Source organism: Mycobacterium sp. MUNTM1 (assembly GCF_054660795.1).
The window spans coordinates 49959-69469 of the sequence record NZ_BAAGDE010000024.1; the positions used below are offsets into that span (position 1 = coordinate 49959).

The window sequence follows — 19511 nt, forward strand, 5'->3', positions numbered from 1 at the left end:
AGTCGCCGGCGCCGCATAACACGCAGGTGGGGCGGCCACCTTGTATCGGTGACCGCCCCACCTGTCTGTGTTGGAGCTAGTTGCGCCGGGTCAGACCCACTTGGCGGCTTCGTTCTGGTCGTAGTTCATCATGTTCATCGTGTTCTGCTCGTGGATCTCGACCAGGTTGTTGTGGCGCTGAGCGAGCTCCTCTTGCGCCTGGTTCCACTGGCTCAGCCACTGGTTGGCGGTCTGACCGGTGTCGCCTTGCCAGTTGGCGGCCAAGGCGGCCTGCTCGGTGCCGATGGTGGAACCGATCGAGCGCAGAGATGCGTTGTGGGTCCGCATCTCGCCGACGTGCGCGAGCATCGCCGGGTACTGGTAAGTGATTTGGCTCATGAGATGTACCTTTCGCTTCGTCTAGTGGATGTGTAGCCGGGGTTACCCCCGGGCTGCTACATGACGTATTCGCCGGCCGCGTTGGAGTCGGCGGTGGTGTAGGTGGTCGCGCCTTCGTGCACGTTCTGCTCGGCGATGGCCAGCAGCGCGTTGACCTTGTTGGCGCTTTCGACGAAGCGGGCGTGAGCCGCTTGGAAGGCCATCGCCGAGTCGCCCTTGTGGAAGGCCTGGGCGGCCTGGGCGGATTGCTCAGCGGCGGCCAGGGTGCTCTTGTAGATGGCCACGTTCTGACCGAAGCTGTTTCCGGCAGAGACCATGGCTGGAACGTTGGTGTCAAGCAGTCCCATTGTCGGTGTCCTTTCTTGGCGTACCGATGTTGATTTTTCGGTGGTAGTTGGGCTTGTCGTGAGTTGATGCGATCCGCAGTGCGTGGGTGAAGGCGTCCTAGCGGGTCATTGCGTACGCCTCCTTTTCGCTGTCGGCGTCCTCGTCGACAGCGTCGTCGGCGTAGGTGTTGACCCGTTGACCGCGGGCTCGGGTGTTGTGGACGCCGCCGCCCATCATGCCGCCGCCAGCACCACTGCCGCTGGAGCCGGCGGCGCCGGGGAGTCCGGTGGCAACAGGGGTGATGGCACGCGCGCCATTGGCCAGCGACGAGGTGGTGCTTGGCGCCGCACCCCAGGTGGAGGGCATCAACGGTCTGCTGGGCCCGCTGCCGAATGCACCGCCGGCCAGGCTGGTCATCCCGGCAGGGTTGAACCCTGCGAGGGCACCCGTGCCGGCGAAGCCGACCGGCACCGACTGCTGTCCCAGGGAGCTGCCCCCTCCGCTGAATTGGCCCAGCAAGCTGCTCAATTGCTGGGGTGCCTGCAACAGTTGTTGGGGGGCTTGGGTCAGCAGTTGTCCGGGGCCTTGGGTGAGCCCCTGGGCGGCTTGCGGGCCGATGGATGCGGCTTGCTGCAGGAAGCTGCCGGCCATGTTTTGGGTCAGCCCCTGCTCGGCGGTGCCGTCTTGGTTGCCGACCCCTTGTGCTTGATTTTGCGCCGGTGGCAGTTTGTCCGTGACCGATGCCGGGCTGCTCGCGGCTTTGCCGGCGAGCAGCTTGTCACTGGCAATATCGGAGCCGGTTGCCGCGCCGCCACCGGTGGTGCCACACCCGGCGGTATGGAATCCCGCTGTGACGGCGGTCGCCAAACCGGCTTCCCCGGTACCGACGCTCAAGGTGACCGGAGACATCGGGGTGGGGGGTATGGAGGTTGCGGCGGCGCTCGAGGCGCCATCCCAGGTGCTCATCACATCGGCGGCCAGCTGCCACATGCGCTGATAGTCGGCCTCATTGAGTCCGATCGGAATGGTGTTGACGCCCATGAAGTTGGTGCCGATCAGCACGCCGTGAACGAAGTGGTTTTCGAACAATTCCCCTAGGGTCGGCATCGCGCCGACAGCGCCCTCGTAGGCTGCTGCGATCTCGCCGTGGGATGCGGCCGTGAACGCCGCCTTGGCTGCGACGTCGGCCAGCCACAACAGCATCGGCTGGTGAGCGGCGACGAACTGGGTGGCTGCCTCGCCTTGATACTGGGATTCGACCGCCGCGATGATCCCTTCGAGTTCGGCCAGGGCCGCCATGTATTCCGCACTCAGATGCGTCCACGACGTTCCCGCGGCGGTGATTCCCGCCGCGGTCGCGCCGGCGTTGAGCAACGCCGAATGGACTTCGGGCGGCGCCGCCACCCAAATCTGGGCTAGGACCGTATCGAAGGACATGGGTGCACGCTTCGCAGATAACCGAAGTTAGACGCTGATGCCGGCGTTAGCCGCGTAGGCGCCGGCCTGGATGCCGTCGACGAGGGTGTAGCCGATACCGGATTCGCCGACGCCTTCTGAAGAGGCAGCTAGCTGGGTGTTGCCCATGCCAGCCATCGCCTGGTGCGACACGCCCTCAGCGACTAGGGATGCAGCGGTTTTCACCGACACCGCGTCTGCGCCAGGCGGCAGAATGGCCCCGGTGGCCACAGCATGGGCGGCGTTGGTGCCCAAAAGACGAGCGGTCAGTGCAGCCACCTGAGCTGAAGCGGCTGCCAGCGCTTCGGGTGTGACATCAACAAGCATGGAACAACATCCCCTCTGGTTTCACTATGTGCGATTGTTCCTGTAGTAATTGTCGCTGCCCCGCCTCAGTGCGGCCACCGACAATTCGCCTCCCCGTGGCGGTCCGGTTGAGAGCACGGTACCGCCAACACATGACAACTGCCTGTTATTGCATCAGGTGCAACTAACACGCTAACACCTCTATCGTGCACATTTAACATTCCGGTTACATTCGGTCGGGCATCGCCAACTGCGCATATCCCTCGTTTTGACCGCCGCTGGCCAGGACATAGCCGCGGCCTGGATCGAGGTCCTGGAATTTCATTCCACCGACCTTGTCGTTGACCGCTGTAGAACCCAGCATGATGCGGACGGCGTTTTGGTTGGCCAATTGACCCGGCACTGAATTGGGCGACATTTCCGCAGCAGCGGCTCCTTGGGCCCGGTGGGTCATGATCACCCGCAACCCCACCTCGTTGGCAGAGGCGAAATGGCGCAGCATCGGCTGCCAGGTCTGCACCATCCGACCTGATCCACTGGCCGGGACACCGCCGGCGGGGACGTGGTCATAAATCTGCTGCTGGGCGGGAATGGCGTCGAGGTCGTCGACGAAGAGGTAGATCAGCGCCCCTTGCAATTTCCAGGCCCGCTTTTCTTCCCAGGGCAGATCCTTCGGCGGTGTCCTGCCGTCGAGGACGTGCGCCATCTGCTCGAGGCGTTGGGCCATGGAGGCGAAGTCGGTCTCGTAGTAGTCCTCGCCCTCGATGAGCCGGGCGGTCTCTGCGCTGAGCCCAAGCCCCCTGTCGAAGACGCACACAATCGCTTGCTCGGGGCCCGAGCGGCGGGCGACCACGCTGCGTAGCAGGTGGGTGAGGAACGTCGTCTTGCCCTTCTCGTCGTCGCCGTAGACGCCCACGAGGGGGCTTCGGGTGAAGTCGTGCACCAAGGGCTGCAGGTCTCGGCCACGCAGGCCCAGGGCGAACTGCTCTCCGTCGAGCCGATCTTGACCGAGGCCGCTAACGGTGACCACTGCGGGCAGCAGTTGCGGGCACGGCACCGCGGGGTGGCCTGCGTAGTGCTGGGACACGGTGGCCACGGTTTCGCGCACCTTCTCGTCCAGGTTGTCCATGCTGGGCTGGCCGTCGAGGCGACCCACCGCGAAGCGGATGACATCACCGACACCGTTGATGCCGCGACCCAGATCGTGCTTGGGGATGCGGTCTTGCGGTCGGATCATCTCGTCGGTCTTCTGCGGCTTGATTTGGGAGTCCGACGCTTGGGAGAGTTTCAGCTCGAAGCGGGTGTTGATGTGGTTTTGCACCTCGTTGCCGAACTTCAACCAGCTAGCCGCCGAGATCAGCACATGCAGGCCTCGCCCGGCGGTGGCCAACCGTTCCACGCTCTTGAGGTGCGGGTTCTTCGGATTCAGCAGCGTGGTGTTGTCGTCGAGGAAGTTGTCCCAGCCGTCGACCACCAAGAACAGGTCGGTGGGGTAGCCGTCGTCGAGTCCTGGCTCATCGCCTTGGCTTCGGCGCCGCCGGAACTCACCGAGCGAGCCGATGTTGTACTGGTCGAAGATCCGCCGCCGGCGCGCGATGACGGCCTCGAGGTCGCCGAAGATCCGCAAGTTCAGTTCATTGCGCTCGTTGCCGCCGATCGCGCCGATATGGGGCAGGCCGTTGAGCGTCCCCACCGCGGGCCCGCCGTAGCTCATCACGTAGAACCCCACGTCGCGCGGGGAGTGGCGGGCGGCTGCGGACAAGATGAAGGTCTGCACCGCCATCGATGCTTCCTCTTTGCGCATTCCCAGGATCGACACGTTGCCGTCATCGACGCTGTAACTGAGCAGGCTGTGGGTCAGCTGGCGAGGCCGATCGATTTTGCCCAGCGGCCAGCACGGGGCCGCTGACGGTGCGGCCGCGTCGGCAGCAGCGGCCTCGGTCAGCACGGCGTCCAGCGGGATCGGCTCATCTAGCGGCGGTGACCACAGCTGCGGTGAGGGCTTACCGTAGGCGGCGGCCAGCTGCGGCCCGACGGTCAACACCAGCGACCGCGGCGGCCCCTCGATCACCGATTCGCCGGCGATTTCCTCTTCGATCACGGTGTCGGGGTCAGGCTCGACCCGACCGGCGGTGAACACCCGCGCGCGGGGCTTGGCGTTGATCACCTTGCGGCTGATGGTGGTCGGCGGCTCGTAGCGGGCAGGGAGCATGAAGCCGCGGTATTTCATCGGCTCGGCACCAGGCGCGCGCACGAAATAGCCTGTCCCTTTGACGTTTTTGCCGTCGGGAATGTGGTAGGCGTCGCCGTTGCCGATCACTTGCCGCGAGATGGATTCGCTGGCGACCTTCAACCCGATGCGGTAGTTGGTGTTCTTGTCGATGTCCTTGATGTGGCCCTGGTCGAGGGTCTGGCTGGCAAACAGAAAGAAGATCCCTTGCGAGCGGCCTTTGCGGCACACGGTGTCGAACACCTTGGCCATCTCCGGATGCTCCCTGAGCAGCAGTGAGAACTCGTCAATGATCACGAACAAGAACGGAATCGGTGGGAGGTCTTTGCCGGCGGCGGTGGCCCGCGCCTCGTTGTATTCTCGCAGCGACTCAAACGCCGCGCCTCTGATTCGGCGACCGGCGTGAGCAAACGCGACACCGCGCTGGTCGAGCAGTCCCAGGCAGGTCTCACCGAACCGCTCGACGTGGGATCTCTTTTCCTCGAGGTTGGTGATGACAGCAACCGCGTGCGGGTAACCGGCGAAGCCGTCGAAGCCGGCACCGTCTTTGAAGTCGACGAGGATGGCCTGCACGACGTCGGGGGAGTGGTGCGCAAAAAGGGTGAACACCAACGTTTTCAGCGACGTGGACTTGCCTGAACCGGTCATGCCGATCATCAGCCCGTGCGGCCCGTTGCCGCCGTCGGCTTCGTCTTTGAGGTCAAGCATCTGCGGTGCTCCGCTGGGCTGCAATCCCAGCGGAACCCGCAACATCGGTGACAGATCCACTGGCTCTCCGGTGCCCACGGGCAGCATCCGTGGTGCCCACAGCGACTCGACGTCCAGCTTGGCGGCGTTGGTGATCCCCAGCAACGCCAGCAGATTCTGCGCGGCTGCCGATTCGGCATTTTGCCGGCTGGTCGGCGCCGCGTCCCACTTCGACATTTGCCGAGCCACGTGCCGGGAGACGTGCGCGTCGAGCACGTCTGGCTCGGCGCAAAAGGTCTGCCAGCGAAAGTTCTGCCACGTGTCCATTTGCACCGCGGCGGCGCCGTCGTGGGCGTCACGGCCTACCCGCAGCAGCAGCTCGCGCGAGTGGGGCGCGTAATCGCGGTCTGGGCCGGCGGTCGCGCGATAGACGATCACCGTGACGCCGTCGCGTGCGGCGATGCGCCGCACGACCTCGTGCGGGGCGCCGGGGTCATCGACGACGACCACGACGTGTTTGTGCGATTTGCTCACCGCCGCCGAGTCTGTGTTTCCTTTGTCGTCGACGACCTTGTCGCGATCTTTGATCAGCGGGCTCAGCATGGTCTCGACGTCACGCAACGAGATGCCGAGCAACCGTGCTGGTCCGGCGCCGTCGATGTCGTGGCTTTCGGTGTGCGGCAACCACTTCGCCCAGTTCCATTGCGACTCCAGCCGCGGCGAGGCCACCGCCAAAGCGATGTCGTTGGGGGTGTGCCAGCACACCAGTTGCGCGATCCAGGCCCGCAGGATCGCCCCGAAAACAACCTGGTCACCGTAGACGGTGATCATGCCGAAGCCGGCCAGGTCAATCGCCTTGGGGCAGTGGGGAATCGATTGCTGCACGGCCCGTAGATGCTGCAGCGCCGTGTAGGTGACCGGTTCCAGATCGAGTTCGGACTCAACGGGTTTGACCTTGATTTTGCTCTGCAGGCGCACCTCGTCACGTCCGACGCGCACGTGCAGATAGTCTGGGTCTGTAGCGCCGCGTTCCCACATTCGAGGTGATCCAATCACCGCTTCTAGCACCTCGGGGTCTGGGTGTGACCACTCCGCGCTAGCTTTCTGTGTGGCCGCGACCTCCCGGATTTCTTCACCTTTGCCCGACAGCCAGCGCAAGTACTCCGCGCGTTCGGAATTGACTTCGGGCGTCGACATTTCGCTGGTGCCGCCCTGGGCCTGCATGGACTGAAACAGCGCGATCACCATCATGGCGACAAAGAACAGGTACATCGGCTGCATCTGCCGGTACCCAGTCATGAACATGAAGATCACCATGACGACCATCGACGCGCCGAAAACCCAGGGCAGCGCCTTCTTGAGGGCGCCGACTTCCACGGTGCGTGGCAGCTCCGGCGGGGGGTTGAGGGTGAAATCCTTGGCCTTGTGCTGGGGGCCGGCCACGCGGCGCCGATGGGGGAATCGTTCTCGCATCAGGGCTCTCCATTATCAGTGCGCAACCAGCGCATCGGCTTTGGACAGGGTGGGGCCGGGGGCGAACAGGCTCAGCACCGACCAGGGAATCGGCAGTGGAGGCGAGCTCAAGCCCAGCACTTCTGCCGTGGATGTCGTTGACTGGCCGGCTGCTGGGTCCTCCAAGCCGTAGCGCACGCCGAGGTCAGAGACCCAAAACAGCGACTCTTTGGTCGTCGCCTGCGGTTGCTGCCCGGTGACTTGCACGTAGTAGCCGTTGCCCCGGGGCAACACGACGCGCGCGGCGGTGGTGGGCCCGGCGCCAGTGAGCCCGACGGACTTGGCGTCGGCGGCAATGGGCAGGCTCTGCCCGGACAGCAGCGTCAGGCTCGACGTGGGCGCGCCGCCCAGTTTCACCCATTGCCCACAGGTCACAGGGTCGGTGTTGGGATCCATGATCCGCAGCGCCGATGACGGGTAATCGTCGACCGAAATCGGCGTGGCTTTGGGCGCTTTGGCGACCTGGTCTGGCGTCAGGGCGGGCGGCTCGACAAGACCATAGGCGTCGTTGGCGCGCAGGATCGCCGCCACCACCGGGGAGATGGCCTGTAGCCCGTCTGCGGTCACGACGTAGTAGCGGATCTGGTTGTTGGTGTCATGGTCGATCACCACCGAGGCGACCGGCGGGGGCGTCTGTCCAGGGACCGGCCACACAAAGCGGGGCGGATCGCCGGCGTTGGCGACGAACGGCACCACCAGCGGCGCGGATTCGGGAATCAGATTCAGCAGTGAACGGTTGATGGTCCGCGGTGCGGGTGTGTCGGCGTTGATCCCCACTGCCGCGGTGACCGCGGCGTTGTGCAGGTCGATTTGACTGCGTTTGCCGCCCCAGATCAGCCAGGCGGTCTTGCCGCCGTCGCTGGTGGCCAGCACCGCCGAGGACGCCGGCAGCGCCGCCGCATGTCCTGGGCCGGCAACCGGATCGCCGAAGATAACCGTTGCGCCGCTTTCCGCGCCGCCGATGGCGTCACACACCATCCAGCGCGCGTCGCGGACACTCGACTGCACCATGCGCGAGGGCGCATTGGGGATGCCCAATGTGTTGCCCAGTGGGAACTTGTCGATCTCGCTGGATTTCACCACGGTCGGGGTGTCGGGATGGCCCGAAATCAGGCGGGCGCTGGCCAGGTTGAGCACCGGATGCAGTTCATCGTTGACCACCACATACAGCGCGTTGGTGGATCGGTCAGCCAGCACGTGCTTGGTGCCGGTGACGCCGGCGGGTTTGAGGATCGACAGCACCAACGCCCCGGCCACCAGCACGGCCGCGATCAGCGTGCCCACGCTTAGCGCGCGGCCCTGCCGGCGTAGCGGATCGGTGAGCATCCGCGTGTCACGCAGCGCGACGCCGTTGCTGATCCGGCGGATCAGGAACCGCCAGCCCGAAACCTGGTGGCGGGTAACGAATCCCCAGGGCCGCTTGCGCGCCGCGGTCGGGCCTAGCTCGACGCTGCGGGACTTAAACCCCCGCCGCGGACGTGGGGTGACCGGTGCGCTCATCGCGCGCCTCCGTCGGCTTGGGTACCGCCGCGGCGCCATAAGTCGGGTTCAGCCGAACCCACCGGCTCTGCGCGCTGCGGGGCCGCCGTCCCTGCGAGCGGTCCTTGATTGCGGTCGTGGCGCGATAACTTGATGTTCTGTTCCTTGTCGGCCCGCTCGAGTTCACGCGCCACTGCGGTGCTCACGTCTTCGGCGGTGATGGTCTGCAACTCCTCGGCGGTGGTGTCGTCGTGGTCGAGTTTGCCGGTGACGTCGAGGCGGTGGTCGCGCTGCTCCTCGGCGAACTGGATCAGGTTCTCGCTGAAGCGGGCGTTACCCAACACGTCCATCGCCGGACGGCGCCGCCCGCTGGTGTCCACGGCGGTGGCAGCGGCGAGCTCGGCGTAGGCCGCGCGCAGCGGCTCGGTATCGGAGATGATGCTGCCGCCTTTGGCGGCTTTGCGCACCGTGATCTCCACCAGCTCGTCGACGGTGTAGGACGGCAACCTGATGCTGCGTGTAAACCGGGACCGCAGCCCCTCATTGGAGTCGCGGAATTCCTGCATCTTGTCGGCATAGCCGGCCGCAATCACCATCAGCTTGCCGGCGTGATTTGTCATGGCGCGCAACAGTTCAGCGATCACCACCCGCCCGTAATCTCTCTCCGAATCTGATTCGGTGAGGGCATAGGCCTCATCGATGAACAGCACCCCGCCGCCGTCGTCGATGATGCGGTCGATGATCGCCTTGATCTTGGCTTCCGAGCCGCCGATAACCCGGTCCACCAAATCTGAGCGGCTGACTTCGACAAAGGTGTCCGACGGCAGCACATCGGCAGCACACAGCAGCTTGGCGATCACCCGGGCGATCGTCGTCTTACCGGTGCCCGGTGGGCCTTCAAGTATCAGGTGCAGCGATTTGTTGCGCACCGGCAGCCCGAGAGCTTCGCGTCGCTTGTCTCCGCGCACGCTCGATTCCAGCCGCGCGATTTGGTCTTTGACGTCGACCATGCCGACGAAGTCGGCGAGCTCGGCGGCGGCTTCGGCCTTGAGCTCTTCGCGGCGAGCCGCTCCGAGCTGGCGCGCGAAGTCACGTTCGCCGGGCTCGGTGTCGGGATCCCAGTAGTCGTTGCGGGCATCGATGCGCGCCGCGGTGGTGGGGTGGATACCGAAGCCCGGATCGCTCAGCGCGGTCGCGATCGTCGAGCGCACATGGTCGGAGACCCCCACCACGGCGTAGGCCTCGTTGAGCAGCGCGGTAGCCGCCTCGGCGCGGCCCAGCGCTCGAGCGCACAAACCCGCACCGAGCAGCGCCTCAGCGCTGGCCGCCGCGATCGGCCCCTGCCCCTGGCTGCTCAATTGGTCAAATCCCTGCTCCCACAAGCCCAAATAGGCGCCGGACAAACCGAGGGCCACCTGGACTGCTTGGTGCAGGAACGGATCGTTGCGTACCTGTGCGGCCAGCGGCGCCAGGACCCGGCGCACGTCATGCCAGCGTTTTGCCCGGAAATAGACCACCGCCAACACCCAGCCGGCAGGGCCGGGGACGGCCGAAAGCACCCGGTCGGTAAGCAGTTCGCCGGCGCCGGCGTAGTCACCAGCGGCGGCGCGCGCGGCCGCGCACGCCATGATGACGCCGTCGGCGCCGCGCGCGTGCAGCTGGATGTACATGCCGGTATCGAAGGCGAAATCGATTGCGTCCGCGGCCACGTCACCGGCCGTGATCAACTCACCGCAGGTGTCCAGGGCGCGGTAGGCGTTTTCCAGGACGGCGCGGCTGACGTCTCCGCTGGCCGCCAGGCCCAGCCATCCGTCGCACTGATCGGGGTACTGCGCGGTCAGGCGCTCGAATCCGCTGCGCGCGGCGCGCTTGTCGGGTACCTGCCGGCGTCCGTACACCTCGGCGCCTAGGGCTGCGCAGCTGCTCAGGAAGAGGTCCAGCGCGTCGCTGCTTGTCATCGCTGCTCCACGACCGCGGCGACTTGGGCGCTGACGTGTTGTGACACCTGGGAATATCCTTCCTCTGACATGGCCAGCAGCAGTTCACTGAGCTTGTCGCCGGGGTAGCGGTCAAACAGGTCCGCGGCGAACGACGCCTCGACGATCATGCCGTCGCCGTCGAAGACGAGCGTGTTGTCGCCGTCGGGGCAGCTCACCGTGACCCGTAGTTGTTCGAGGTTTCGGCGCGCCGATCGGATTCGTTCGAGGAATTGCTGGCCGCGCGCCATTTCGGCGACCACAGCGGGGTGCAGGGGGATATCCATCAGAAGATGTCGCCTAACACTGGTGGGCTGATGGGATCGCACAGCGGGTGCGCCACCGCAGCTGACCCCAAGGGGGTCGCACTGTGGTGTGCGGCGGCTGGCCGCACCGGCTGATCGGTCATGCCATTAGCGTGGCACAAAAGTGCGACAGCGGGGGGTGCAAGGGTAAGCCACCGCTAGGCGTCGTCGCCGGTCGCGGTTGCTTTCTTGCGGGCAGCGATGCGCGCCTTGACGGCGTTGTGCGCTTCGGGTTTGACCACGGGCTCAGCTTTGGCGGCAGCCCCGACGACTCCGGGCCTTCCTTCGGGTTCGACTTCGGGTATTGGCTGCTCGTAGCTGTGCACCTTCTTGGAGTCGGTGCCTTCAGCGTGGCGCCCCATCGGCATCATGCCCATGCCGCCGGATCCGCTGGCGCTCGCGGCGGCGGGGGCCGCCGGCTTGCTCGGCGCGGCAGGAGGCGAGGAGGCCGGGGTTCCGGTCAGCCCGGCCGAGTGGACCCCGCCCAGAACGGCAGGTTTGATCGGGCTGCCACCGCCTCCACCCTTGTGGGCTCCACCTCCTGCCGGATGCGCGTGAGTTAGCGCGGCGGGCTTGATCGGTGGTTTGGTGGCCTTGGCCAGATTGCCAGCCTGCTGGCTGAGCTGCTGGCCGAGTTGGCCCAGCGACTGTAGAGGATTGGCTTGGCCCAGTGACTGCATCAGCGGACCGAGTGCCCCCATGAGGGAGCCGAGCATGTCCTGGAAACCCGATCCTTCCCCGGACGTCGCTTTGGACGTCTGCGGGGTGCCATCACCTGATGTCGGCGCGTGGGGATCGTCTTGTTGATCGGTTTGGCCCGGTTTGTCAGCGGTGTTGGGCGTGGGTGAGCCGGGAGCGTTTGGGGTGGTGGGGGCCAATCCGGGACCGGGGGGAAGTGTGCTCGGCGGTGTGCTGGCCGCGGTTCCGGTGGTGGTATAGCCGGTCAACGTGACTCTGGCGGTGTGCTGCATCCCGGTCAACTGGGCTTGGTAGGCCTGCGCTCGAGGCGCCCCGAACGGGTCCGCGCGTGCCTCGGCCAAGTTCGTTTTCGTGGTGCGCCACACCGTGGGGTGGCCGACTGCGGTCGTGGCGGTGGTGTGGGCGCCGGCGGCGGTGCTGTAGCCGTTGGCCAGTGCGCTGGCGTGGGTGGCGACCTGCTGAGTCCAGCCGATGGCCCGGTCCAGCCGTGTCACCAGCGGTGCGCTCAGCGCGGCGTGACCGGAGGCGAGCAGCTGGGTTCGGGCCCCGGTGAGTGCGGTATGCGCGGTCACTGCTTGGGCGGCCACGCCTTCCCACTGCGCGGCTTTGGCCAAAGCCGGCGCGGGCCCGGCGCCGGAGTGCAGCGCCAGGGCGAGCTTCTCACCGTCGCGGCCGCTGATGTCCGGCACGGGTGAGTTGGCCGGGGGCCCGGTAGGTGCAGCGCCCGCCGCGCCCGGTCCGCTGTGGGCGGCAGCCGGCGTGGCCACTGGTGCGTGGCCGCCGGCGCCGCCGTAGGCCGCCGCGGCCGCAGCGTCGTGGGTGTCGAATCCGCCGGCCGCGTTGTGGATACCGGCCGCGGCGCTAAATGCTTGCTGGGCACCGGCTTTGAGGTGCGCGACCAGCCAGCGTTGCCAGGCGTTGAGGTTGTCCATCAGGGCCTTGGACACTTCATCGTCCCCGCAGGGCGGCGCGTCGGCGTCTAACTGCTGGTGTAAGACCTCACCGGCGGCGTGAACCAGTTCGCCGGCGCGGCGCAGTCCACTGGTGTCGATATCCAAGCCCATGACGACCCTGCCGCTACTCGGACAACAGTGGGTCGTAGCGGTGGGCGAACGCCGCCTGCGCGCAGGCCAGGAACAACTCGGTGAATCCCTCGACACCCAGCGGACGCAGCGTCTTGACGGCAGCGTCGACATCGACGATCGCGCCGGTGGTGCACACCGACACCGACAAGGCAGCCGGGTCGGTCTCGGCAGTGGTGATGACCTCGTCGTCGTCGTCCTTGAATTGCGTCACAGTGATGGAATGCATGGCGGCCCCTTTATCCTGCCTGTCGCGTGAGATCGAAGACCACCGGATCCCGATCGGGTCCGGCGACGGTCGCGAGGAACTGTCCGCGCAATGCGCGGAACGCGTCCTTGTCGTGGCCCTCGAGAGCCGCCGCCAGCGCGACCTGCCACAGGTCCTGTCGAACGCTGTCATACCACAAGCCTTTGCGCGCGACTTCGACCGCGGCCCCGAACCGCTTGGCGTCGTGGTGCCGGCGCGCCAGGGCCACCGCAGCTGCGGGAACTCGGTCACGTAACTCTTCGCGCAAGTCTTTGGTCCAGGCCCATTCTTTCGGCGGGATTCTGCTCAGCGGCGGCCCGGTGACCAGATCCATCGCTGCGATCAGGTTCGGGGTGGGGGTGGTCTCGACGAGGATTTCCACCAGCCGCTCGAATTCCATCCAGTCTGAGCGCACCGCGTTGTCGAGGTGATAGCCACCATCGCTCATGGGCGGCAACGCTTTTGGCCCACCGGGGCGCACGACTCCCAGCCGTGCGCGCAGCAAGGAGAGCTGCTGGGTCACCGTTTTTTCTGAGGCCGCCCCGCCGTAGACACAGGCGATGATGTCATCGGCCCTGGCCCAGGGGCGGTGCTGAAGGAACACGGTGAGTTCGTTGAGCCGCTTTTCCCGGGGCCCGGGCTCTTGGGTGCTGTGCGGTGGTTGCAGTACTACCTGGCCAAGGATGCGGTTCCACATCGGCGCGATCACCGGCGCTGGCCCATCGGTCTGTTGCCGGCTTTCGGTCGCCGCGGCAACAGGCAGTGCAGCTGCCGGCAGGTCGGCTTGTGCAGCGTGCGGGGCCGGGCCCGGAGCGTGGTGCTCGTCTGCGGGTGCCGCAACGGGGGCGCGTTGGGCGGCTTGGCTGTCATCGGGGTGGTCGGCGACCAGGAACGTCGGCGCCGCGGGCGTCGAGGTTGCGTTCCCGGGGGCGAAGAAGTCGATCGGGCCCTGCTCGCCAGGCGCGGGTTCAGGCCGGGGCGCGCTGTCGGCAAGGCCTGCAGTCCCAGTGGTCGGGCTGTCCTCGTCGAGGCCGGTCGTATCGAGGGCCGAGTCATCCCAGTGCACTGCGCCGGCGGCGGCGCCGCGTTCGGCCGGCACCGCTTCAGGGGTGGCGACCGGATGCTCAGGCTGGTCGGTCAGCAGTTCGGCGCAGCGCTCGACGACCTCGGCGCTGGGAACGATCAGTGTGGCCGTCATCGGCCGCGACGAGGAGCCGCGACTGATCTGCCCGAGCCGATCGGGACCACAGTTGATCACCCAGGTGCTCGACATCGCCGCGTCTTGACCGAGGTCAATCAGGATCGGGCTGGTCGCCGCGGCCACGATCTGGGCGCGTTCGGCATAGGTCAGCCCGGGACCACACACCAGCACGTCGACGCCGGGAACAGACCCCGGCGCCACTGGTTGCACCCGGGTGGTCCATGGCCCCGTCCACACGTCGTCGGTGATCCCAATGCTGATGGCGGGATGGGTAGCCACCAGTTCCAGCACCCAGCGGCGGATCAATGCGGCAGCGGTGTCGGGATCTCCTTCGACGCGCAGCCGGGGAAATGCGGCCAGGTTCAACCCCACCAGTCCACCGTCATCGGTGGTCCCGAACACCACCAGGTAAACCGGATGGTTGGGGTCCGGTGGGTACCCGGGGTCGACGGCTTCCCAACCGATGCGGGCTTCGCGGCCGGCGGGCTGCCACGGCTGGGGCAGGGGAGCTTTGAGCCCTTCGACGAAGGTCACCGTCAGTTCGTCGCGGCGGGCGGTGATCACCCCGGCGGGCCCCGGTGCCGGTGAGAGCCCCGACAGCGATTCCAGGCGCCGCGCAACGTCGCGCGCTCGGCTTTGCCCGTACCACCATGAGGTGACCGGGACGCTACTGACGGCGGTGGACACCATGACCTGCGCGCTGTGCCCGGACTACTTGCTGCCCGTAGCGCTGGTGGCCGGGTCCGCGGGAACAGCGCCGCCATCACCGCCGGAAAACGCATCCAGGTCCACACCCGAGGTGTTCGTCGCGCTCGCGCCTGGCTTGGTGCCGCCGCCGGTCGCCGGAACAGCCCCCGCACCGCCGCCACCGCCTTGTCCGCCGGGGTTGTCTGCGGTGGTGAAGGGGTTGGTGGCCGCGTTGGGGTTGCTGCCCGCCGGGGTCGCGTTGGTGGCGCCGGTGGGGGAGCTGGAGAACGGGTCTGAGGTGGCTCCCACGGTGGTGGCCGCCGGCGCGCTCGGCGAGGCCAGCGGGTCGGCGAAGGGGTTGGCGGCCGGGCTGGTCGCACCGGCCTGCTGCGCACCGTAGGGGTCGCCGAACGGGTTGGCGCCAGCACCGCCCATTCCTTGCCCGAACGGGCTCATGCCCTGACCCAACGGGTTCATGCCTTGCAGCCCTGAGCTCCCTGAGCCGAGCAATTGGCTCAAGATGTCCATCAGGCCGCTACCGCCTTTGGAGTCGTCTTTACCGTCGTCGTCTCCATGGTGGTGGTGACCGCCGTTGGCGGCGTCCTCGCCGTTGGCCTGCTGGGTGGCCGCCGATTCTTCAACTGTGCCAGCGCTTTTGGACTGGTATTTCTCGATGATCGCCAGGATCTGACGTTGGCCTTCGGGTGATTGCGGATTGGGGACTGCGGCGATCTCGGCGGCCTCGGCTGCGGAGTTACCCGCGATGGCGTTGCCGCCGTTGATGTTGACATCAGCACTGCCGTCCGCGGCACCACCGGCACCGGTGGCGTTTCCGTTGAACCCGTCCAGCGGTACGTGATCATGACCGGTTGACTGGGCGAAAGGGCCGCCGTGACCGCCCATTAGCCGAGCACCGCCGTGGAGAAGTTCGAATCCAAGACCTGTTGACGGATTTCGCGGGCCTGCTCGGCGCATTGCCGGCTCAGTTCGCCGACCTCACGCAGCCCGTCACCACGCACCGGGTTATGGCCGAACAGGTCGTAGTAGCGGCGGTGCTGCTCCTGAGACTCTTGGACCAGCGCGTCGATCGCACTCATCAGTACTCCCCTCGGTTGGCGGCGCCCACCGAGGCCAACGCCGGCTCGGCTGATACACCGTTGGTGTGTGAATCAGAAGATGGCTCGGGCCGCCCCGCGGGGGCATCCGGCTTGGACCCCGGCGAGCTCTGCGAGGTGGGGCCGGCCGGGGTTCTGGGCGGCGGTGTGGGCAACTTGGCGGTTTTCTTGTAGCCCATTTGGTCGAGTTGATCGTTGGTGACCGCACCACCTTTGACCGCCGCGGCGCGCGCCTCTTCGTAGCGCTCCCGTGCCGCCGCCGCGTCGTGGAGCTGGGCCACGTAGGCGTCCCAGGTTTCTCCGACATCACCGACGAGGGCGGTGTTGTCTTTGAGTAGGTTGGCATACGCGGCCTCCGCGGCAGCCCTGCCGTTTTTCCTTTTCCTGGGCGCCATACCCACCTCCGTTGTCGCTAGTGCATATGCAGTTTGCGAGCCTGCATCACCTCGTAGGGATCGACCTCGATGTCGGCGGCGTCGTGACCGTCATCGAGGTCCCGATAGGGGATCACCAGCCGGTCAAGACCGTCAGCATCTTCGGTGAGGTAAGGCTCGGCGTGAACGTACTTCCAGTCTGCGACACCGTCAACGGAAAGGTCCACCAGATCACCGTGGGTGATCTCGTTGGCCGCGACCGGGATCGCGGCAGCGTATTCGTCTTCGATGGTCGGTAAATAGTCGTCGTCGAAGCCGTCAACGGGCGCCCCGAATGACGCGGCCGCCGGCGCTGTGGCGCCCTGCCCATCGTGGCCGTGTGGTATCCCCGCGAGGTCGGCATGCTCGTCGTCCATGGTGGCCTGGCGGACCGCGCTCAACGGTCGCACGTACTGCTCGCTCAGGGGGTCCAGGTCGGGACGTTCGGAGGCGAGCACGATCGGTGATTGGCGGATGTCGGCGAACGACAGCGACTGGTCTTCGTCCTCGGGGTCGTAGCCGCGCAGCGCACTGTCGACCACCCGGCGCGGCCAGAAGCTGTCGACGTTGCGCAGCTCGGTGAGGATGGCGCGTTCGTGGTCTGTCAACGCCGCCCACTGCTCCTCGGTGGCCGGGATTTTCGGCGTGTAGAACGCTTGCATCTCCCGGAACCGGCCGTCGGGCAGCTGCACGGTGCCGCGGCCCTTGATGCCCGGTTGGATGCGGGTGCCCGCGACCGCGTCGTTGAACATCATGATTGCCGCGTCCTTGGATCGCAGGCGGCCCATCGCCACCCGCAACGCGGTGTTGTCGCGCGCCTCACCAGAGATGAACATCGTGTCGGGACGCTGGATGCCGATCGCCATATGGATGGCCACTGCTCGCGCGGTCCGCAGCAGGATCCCGACGTCTTTGGTGGTGGGCGGCGCTCCTTTTTCCTTGCTGGTCTTGTACGTCGCGTAGAACTCGGCCAACGCCACCACCAGGTTGGAGAACTCGTCGGTGATCACGATGATGGGGTCGAAGTCGTCGGCGCGGTTGGGATTGATCTTGACCTGCGAGAGCCGATCGCGCATGGTGTCGGCGATGAACCGCAGCGCGGCGGTGTGCCCGACCAAGCCGTCTTCGTCGGTACCGGCGGTCACCAGCGACACGTTCGGCCAATCCCGCATCCCTGGGGAGTCGAAGCCCTTCGGGTCGATTTCGACCACGTTGAAACCCCGCCGGGCGCACTGCGTGGCCACTGTCATCAGCGCCGACGTCTTGCCCGAGGAGGTCTGGCCGGCGATGAGCATGTGCGGGGACTGTTTGAAGTCCCAGCTGATGGTGTTGCCGTAGGCGTCGACGCCGAACGGGATGACCGTGTGCTTGTACAGGGAACGGATGGTCGCCCGGGTGACCGTGGGGAATTGCAGCGGCGGGTCGACCAGGACGGGAAGGCCGGGGCTGCGCACGAACCGCACCCGCCGCGAGGCCATGCTCCATTCGGCTTCCCAGGATCCTCCGAGCGCATCAGAGACCATGCCTTCGATGACTCCGCGGCGATAGGCCGAGCTGACCTTCAGGTTGTAGGCGAAGCCGACGGTGAATTCGCGGATCCGCGAGGCGATGGCGTCGTTGCCGGTGGCGGCCGCTCGTTGCGCCAGCTCCTCATCGACATCGGCGGGCGGGCTGCTGGCGGCCTGCCCGTCAGCCTCGTCGGTCACCGGGGCTGGGGTGTCCACGGTCACCGAGGCGATGTGGGCTGCCGCATCAAACCAGGAGGCGACCAGCGGAGCGAGCACCGTTTCGGCGTCGTCGACGGCGTCGTGCTCATCGACGGTCACGGTGTGGGTGGCGGTCAGTGTGCGGGTCAACGCCTCATGTTCAAGGGTGTAGGTGTGGCCGGTGACCTCGCGCAGCACCGCGCCGACTTCGGCGATGAGGTCGTCGCCGACTGCTCGGGGATGCTGGCTGTAGAGCAGCTTGACCACCTTGGGGAATGCTTTTTGCCGGCGCGGGTAGGCGCAGCGTATGACCTTGACGCGGCCAGCTCGCAGGTCATCGGTCCATCCCAGCGTGAACGACGCCAGGTAGGTGACCTTGTTGATCTGGCGGGTGATGGTGCCGCGCAGGTACGCCCACCAGGCGAATTGGGTGAACCCGTAGCCGGCCGCGACCAATAGCGCAACGACCACCAGCCGACCAGGCAGGGTGCTCGCCGCGGGCCCGGCCCAGCGCAACAGGGCCCCGGCCAGGGCCAGGGTCACACCAGCGCCTCCCACAATCAGCGGCACCGTGGGGTACTGCTCACCGGTCCAGGCCTGTCCGGCACGCAGCTGGCCCAGATGGCCGGTGCGGGCGCGGTGGTTGGACCACGCCAGCATGGCCCACCACAGTGCGGCCGCCGCCGCGGCGATCGCCGGGGCGGCGATGAACAAGATCCAAAACCAGCCCACGCCCACGCCGGCGACGACGTAGATCGGGTTGGCTGAGGGGGGCAGCAGGTAGTCGCGCACCGGTGAGGGCGAATAGAGCAGGTGCTGGGCCGCTGGCCAGATCTTGGTGTAGGTCAGTAGCGCGACCACAGCCAGCGCGGACAGGATGATCCACCGCCACCCTTGGGCGGCCTGCTTCTGCTCGGCCGCGGATTCGCCGGCGATGTGGGGGCGTTTGAGCTCGGCGTTGTTGATCGCGTAGGGCCGCGGCGGCGGCGCCGTCCTGGTGTCAGCCTTGGCGCCGGGAGCTGTCTTGTTCGCTGCCATCACCGCACCCCCGGGCCCGGGGAGGAGGAGGCCGGCGCCGGCGTGGTGTCGGAGTTGACCGGCACCACGTTGGCGACCTTCCAGCCGTCTGCTGCCAGCGCCAGACGGATTTCGATCTGGGACCCGTCGTTGTAGGTGGCGCGAAACGCCACGGCGCCGGGCAGCTCGTCGAGCGGCCCGTCCAGCGAGCTCACCGCGGCCTGGGGGACGTTGCGGATATCGGTGAGCCGGTATTGCTCGATCAGCTGCTGCGACACATCGGGGCTGATGCGGGCCAACCAGTCGTCGTGATTGTCGTTCGGGGAGGCGAAATTGGTGGCGAACCGCGCGGCGAGGGCCCGAGCGGCGTCGATCGAGGCCAGCTGCGGCGCCACGGTGGGTGCCGGCAGCTGGTCCACCGCAGGGTTGTCGCCGTAGTCAGCAGGCGGGGCCGCCGGCGCCGGCGCGGGGGTGGCGCTGGCGGCTGGCCGCTGCTGGTGGCGCTCGCTGGCGGCGGTCTCACCGTGGTGGGTGCTGTACTGCCAGCACAATCCCGCCACGGCGACGATGCCGGCGATCACTCCCAGGCGCAGACGCAGCGGGACCCGCCGCATCCACCACCGCAGGCGCCACCATCGGGCTCGCAGTGATCGCTGCTGTGTGCTCATGTTCATGTCAGCCTGCCTCTT

Annotated in this window: 16 protein-coding genes; all 16 read right to left on the bottom strand. The window is 66.8% G+C overall.

Going from position 1 to position 19511, the window contains the following annotated elements; all coding sequences use genetic code 11:
• Positions 1–90: 90 nt before the first annotated feature.
• Positions 91–378 (bottom strand): WXG100 family type VII secretion target, encoded by a 288-nt coding sequence (locus ACYQ8K_RS15490; RefSeq protein WP_036473467.1) that lies wholly within the window; start codon positions 376–378, stop codon positions 91–93.
• A gap of 56 nt (positions 379–434) precedes the next feature.
• The gene (locus tag ACYQ8K_RS15495; RefSeq protein WP_036473466.1) at positions 435–725 is read right to left on the bottom strand and encodes a WXG100 family type VII secretion target; all 291 of its coding nucleotides are present in this window, start codon (positions 723–725) and stop codon (positions 435–437) included.
• Positions 726–822: 97 nt separating this feature from the next.
• Positions 823–2142, bottom strand: coding sequence for a PPE family protein (locus ACYQ8K_RS15500; protein ID WP_036473464.1), 1320 nt, complete (start codon positions 2140–2142; stop codon positions 823–825).
• Positions 2143–2169: 27 nt separating this feature from the next.
• Entirely contained in the window at positions 2170–2487 is a 318-nt protein-coding gene (locus tag ACYQ8K_RS15505) for a PE family protein (protein ID WP_036473460.1), read from the bottom strand.
• A gap of 205 nt (positions 2488–2692) precedes the next feature.
• Entirely contained in the window at positions 2693–6856 is a 4164-nt protein-coding gene (gene eccCa / locus ACYQ8K_RS15510; protein WP_064942974.1) for a type VII secretion protein EccCa, read from the bottom strand.
• A 15-nt stretch (positions 6857–6871) separates the two neighbouring features.
• A complete protein-coding gene (gene eccB / locus ACYQ8K_RS15515; RefSeq protein ID WP_036473459.1) occupies positions 6872–8395 on the bottom strand; it encodes a type VII secretion protein EccB in 1524 nt (507 codons plus the stop codon).
• A complete protein-coding gene (gene eccA / locus ACYQ8K_RS15520; protein ID WP_081285072.1) occupies positions 8392–10332 on the bottom strand; it encodes a type VII secretion AAA-ATPase EccA in 1941 nt (646 codons plus the stop codon). The genes eccB and eccA overlap by 4 nt, the downstream gene beginning before the upstream one ends.
• Complete coding sequence (locus ACYQ8K_RS15525; protein WP_036473458.1) at positions 10329–10637, bottom strand: YbaB/EbfC family nucleoid-associated protein; 309 nt, start codon at positions 10635–10637, stop codon at positions 10329–10331. Before ACYQ8K_RS15525 ends, eccA begins: the two co-directional genes overlap by 4 nt.
• 176 nt (positions 10638–10813) lie before the next feature.
• Positions 10814–12418 (bottom strand): PPE domain-containing protein, encoded by a 1605-nt coding sequence (locus tag ACYQ8K_RS15530; RefSeq protein ID WP_036473456.1) that lies wholly within the window; start codon positions 12416–12418, stop codon positions 10814–10816.
• A 13-nt stretch (positions 12419–12431) separates the two neighbouring features.
• On the bottom strand, positions 12432–12665 hold the full coding sequence (locus tag ACYQ8K_RS15535) for a hypothetical protein (protein WP_036473454.1): 234 nt from the start codon (positions 12663–12665) through the stop codon (positions 12432–12434).
• Positions 12666–12675: 10 nt separating this feature from the next.
• The gene (locus ACYQ8K_RS15540; RefSeq protein ID WP_036473453.1) at positions 12676–14574 is read right to left on the bottom strand and encodes a hypothetical protein; all 1899 of its coding nucleotides are present in this window, start codon (positions 14572–14574) and stop codon (positions 12676–12678) included.
• A 21-nt stretch (positions 14575–14595) separates the two neighbouring features.
• Positions 14596–15474, bottom strand: a complete 879-nt coding sequence (locus tag ACYQ8K_RS15545) for a hypothetical protein (RefSeq protein WP_036473452.1) — start codon at positions 15472–15474, stop codon at positions 14596–14598.
• Positions 15474–15668 (bottom strand): hypothetical protein, encoded by a 195-nt coding sequence (locus ACYQ8K_RS15550; RefSeq protein ID WP_036473449.1) that lies wholly within the window; start codon positions 15666–15668, stop codon positions 15474–15476. Before ACYQ8K_RS15550 ends, ACYQ8K_RS15545 begins: the two co-directional genes overlap by 1 nt.
• Positions 15668–16081, bottom strand: coding sequence for a hypothetical protein (locus ACYQ8K_RS15555; protein WP_036473446.1), 414 nt, complete (start codon positions 16079–16081; stop codon positions 15668–15670). Before ACYQ8K_RS15555 ends, ACYQ8K_RS15550 begins: the two co-directional genes overlap by 1 nt.
• A gap of 17 nt (positions 16082–16098) precedes the next feature.
• Positions 16099–18843: an FtsK/SpoIIIE domain-containing protein gene (locus ACYQ8K_RS15560; protein WP_036473444.1), complete on the bottom strand. Its 2745-nt coding sequence runs from the start codon at positions 18841–18843 to the stop codon at positions 16099–16101.
• Positions 18843–19490, bottom strand: coding sequence for a hypothetical protein (locus ACYQ8K_RS15565; protein ID WP_133259259.1), 648 nt, complete (start codon positions 19488–19490; stop codon positions 18843–18845). Before ACYQ8K_RS15565 ends, ACYQ8K_RS15560 begins: the two co-directional genes overlap by 1 nt.
• Between the last annotated feature and the right edge of the window lie 21 nt (positions 19491–19511).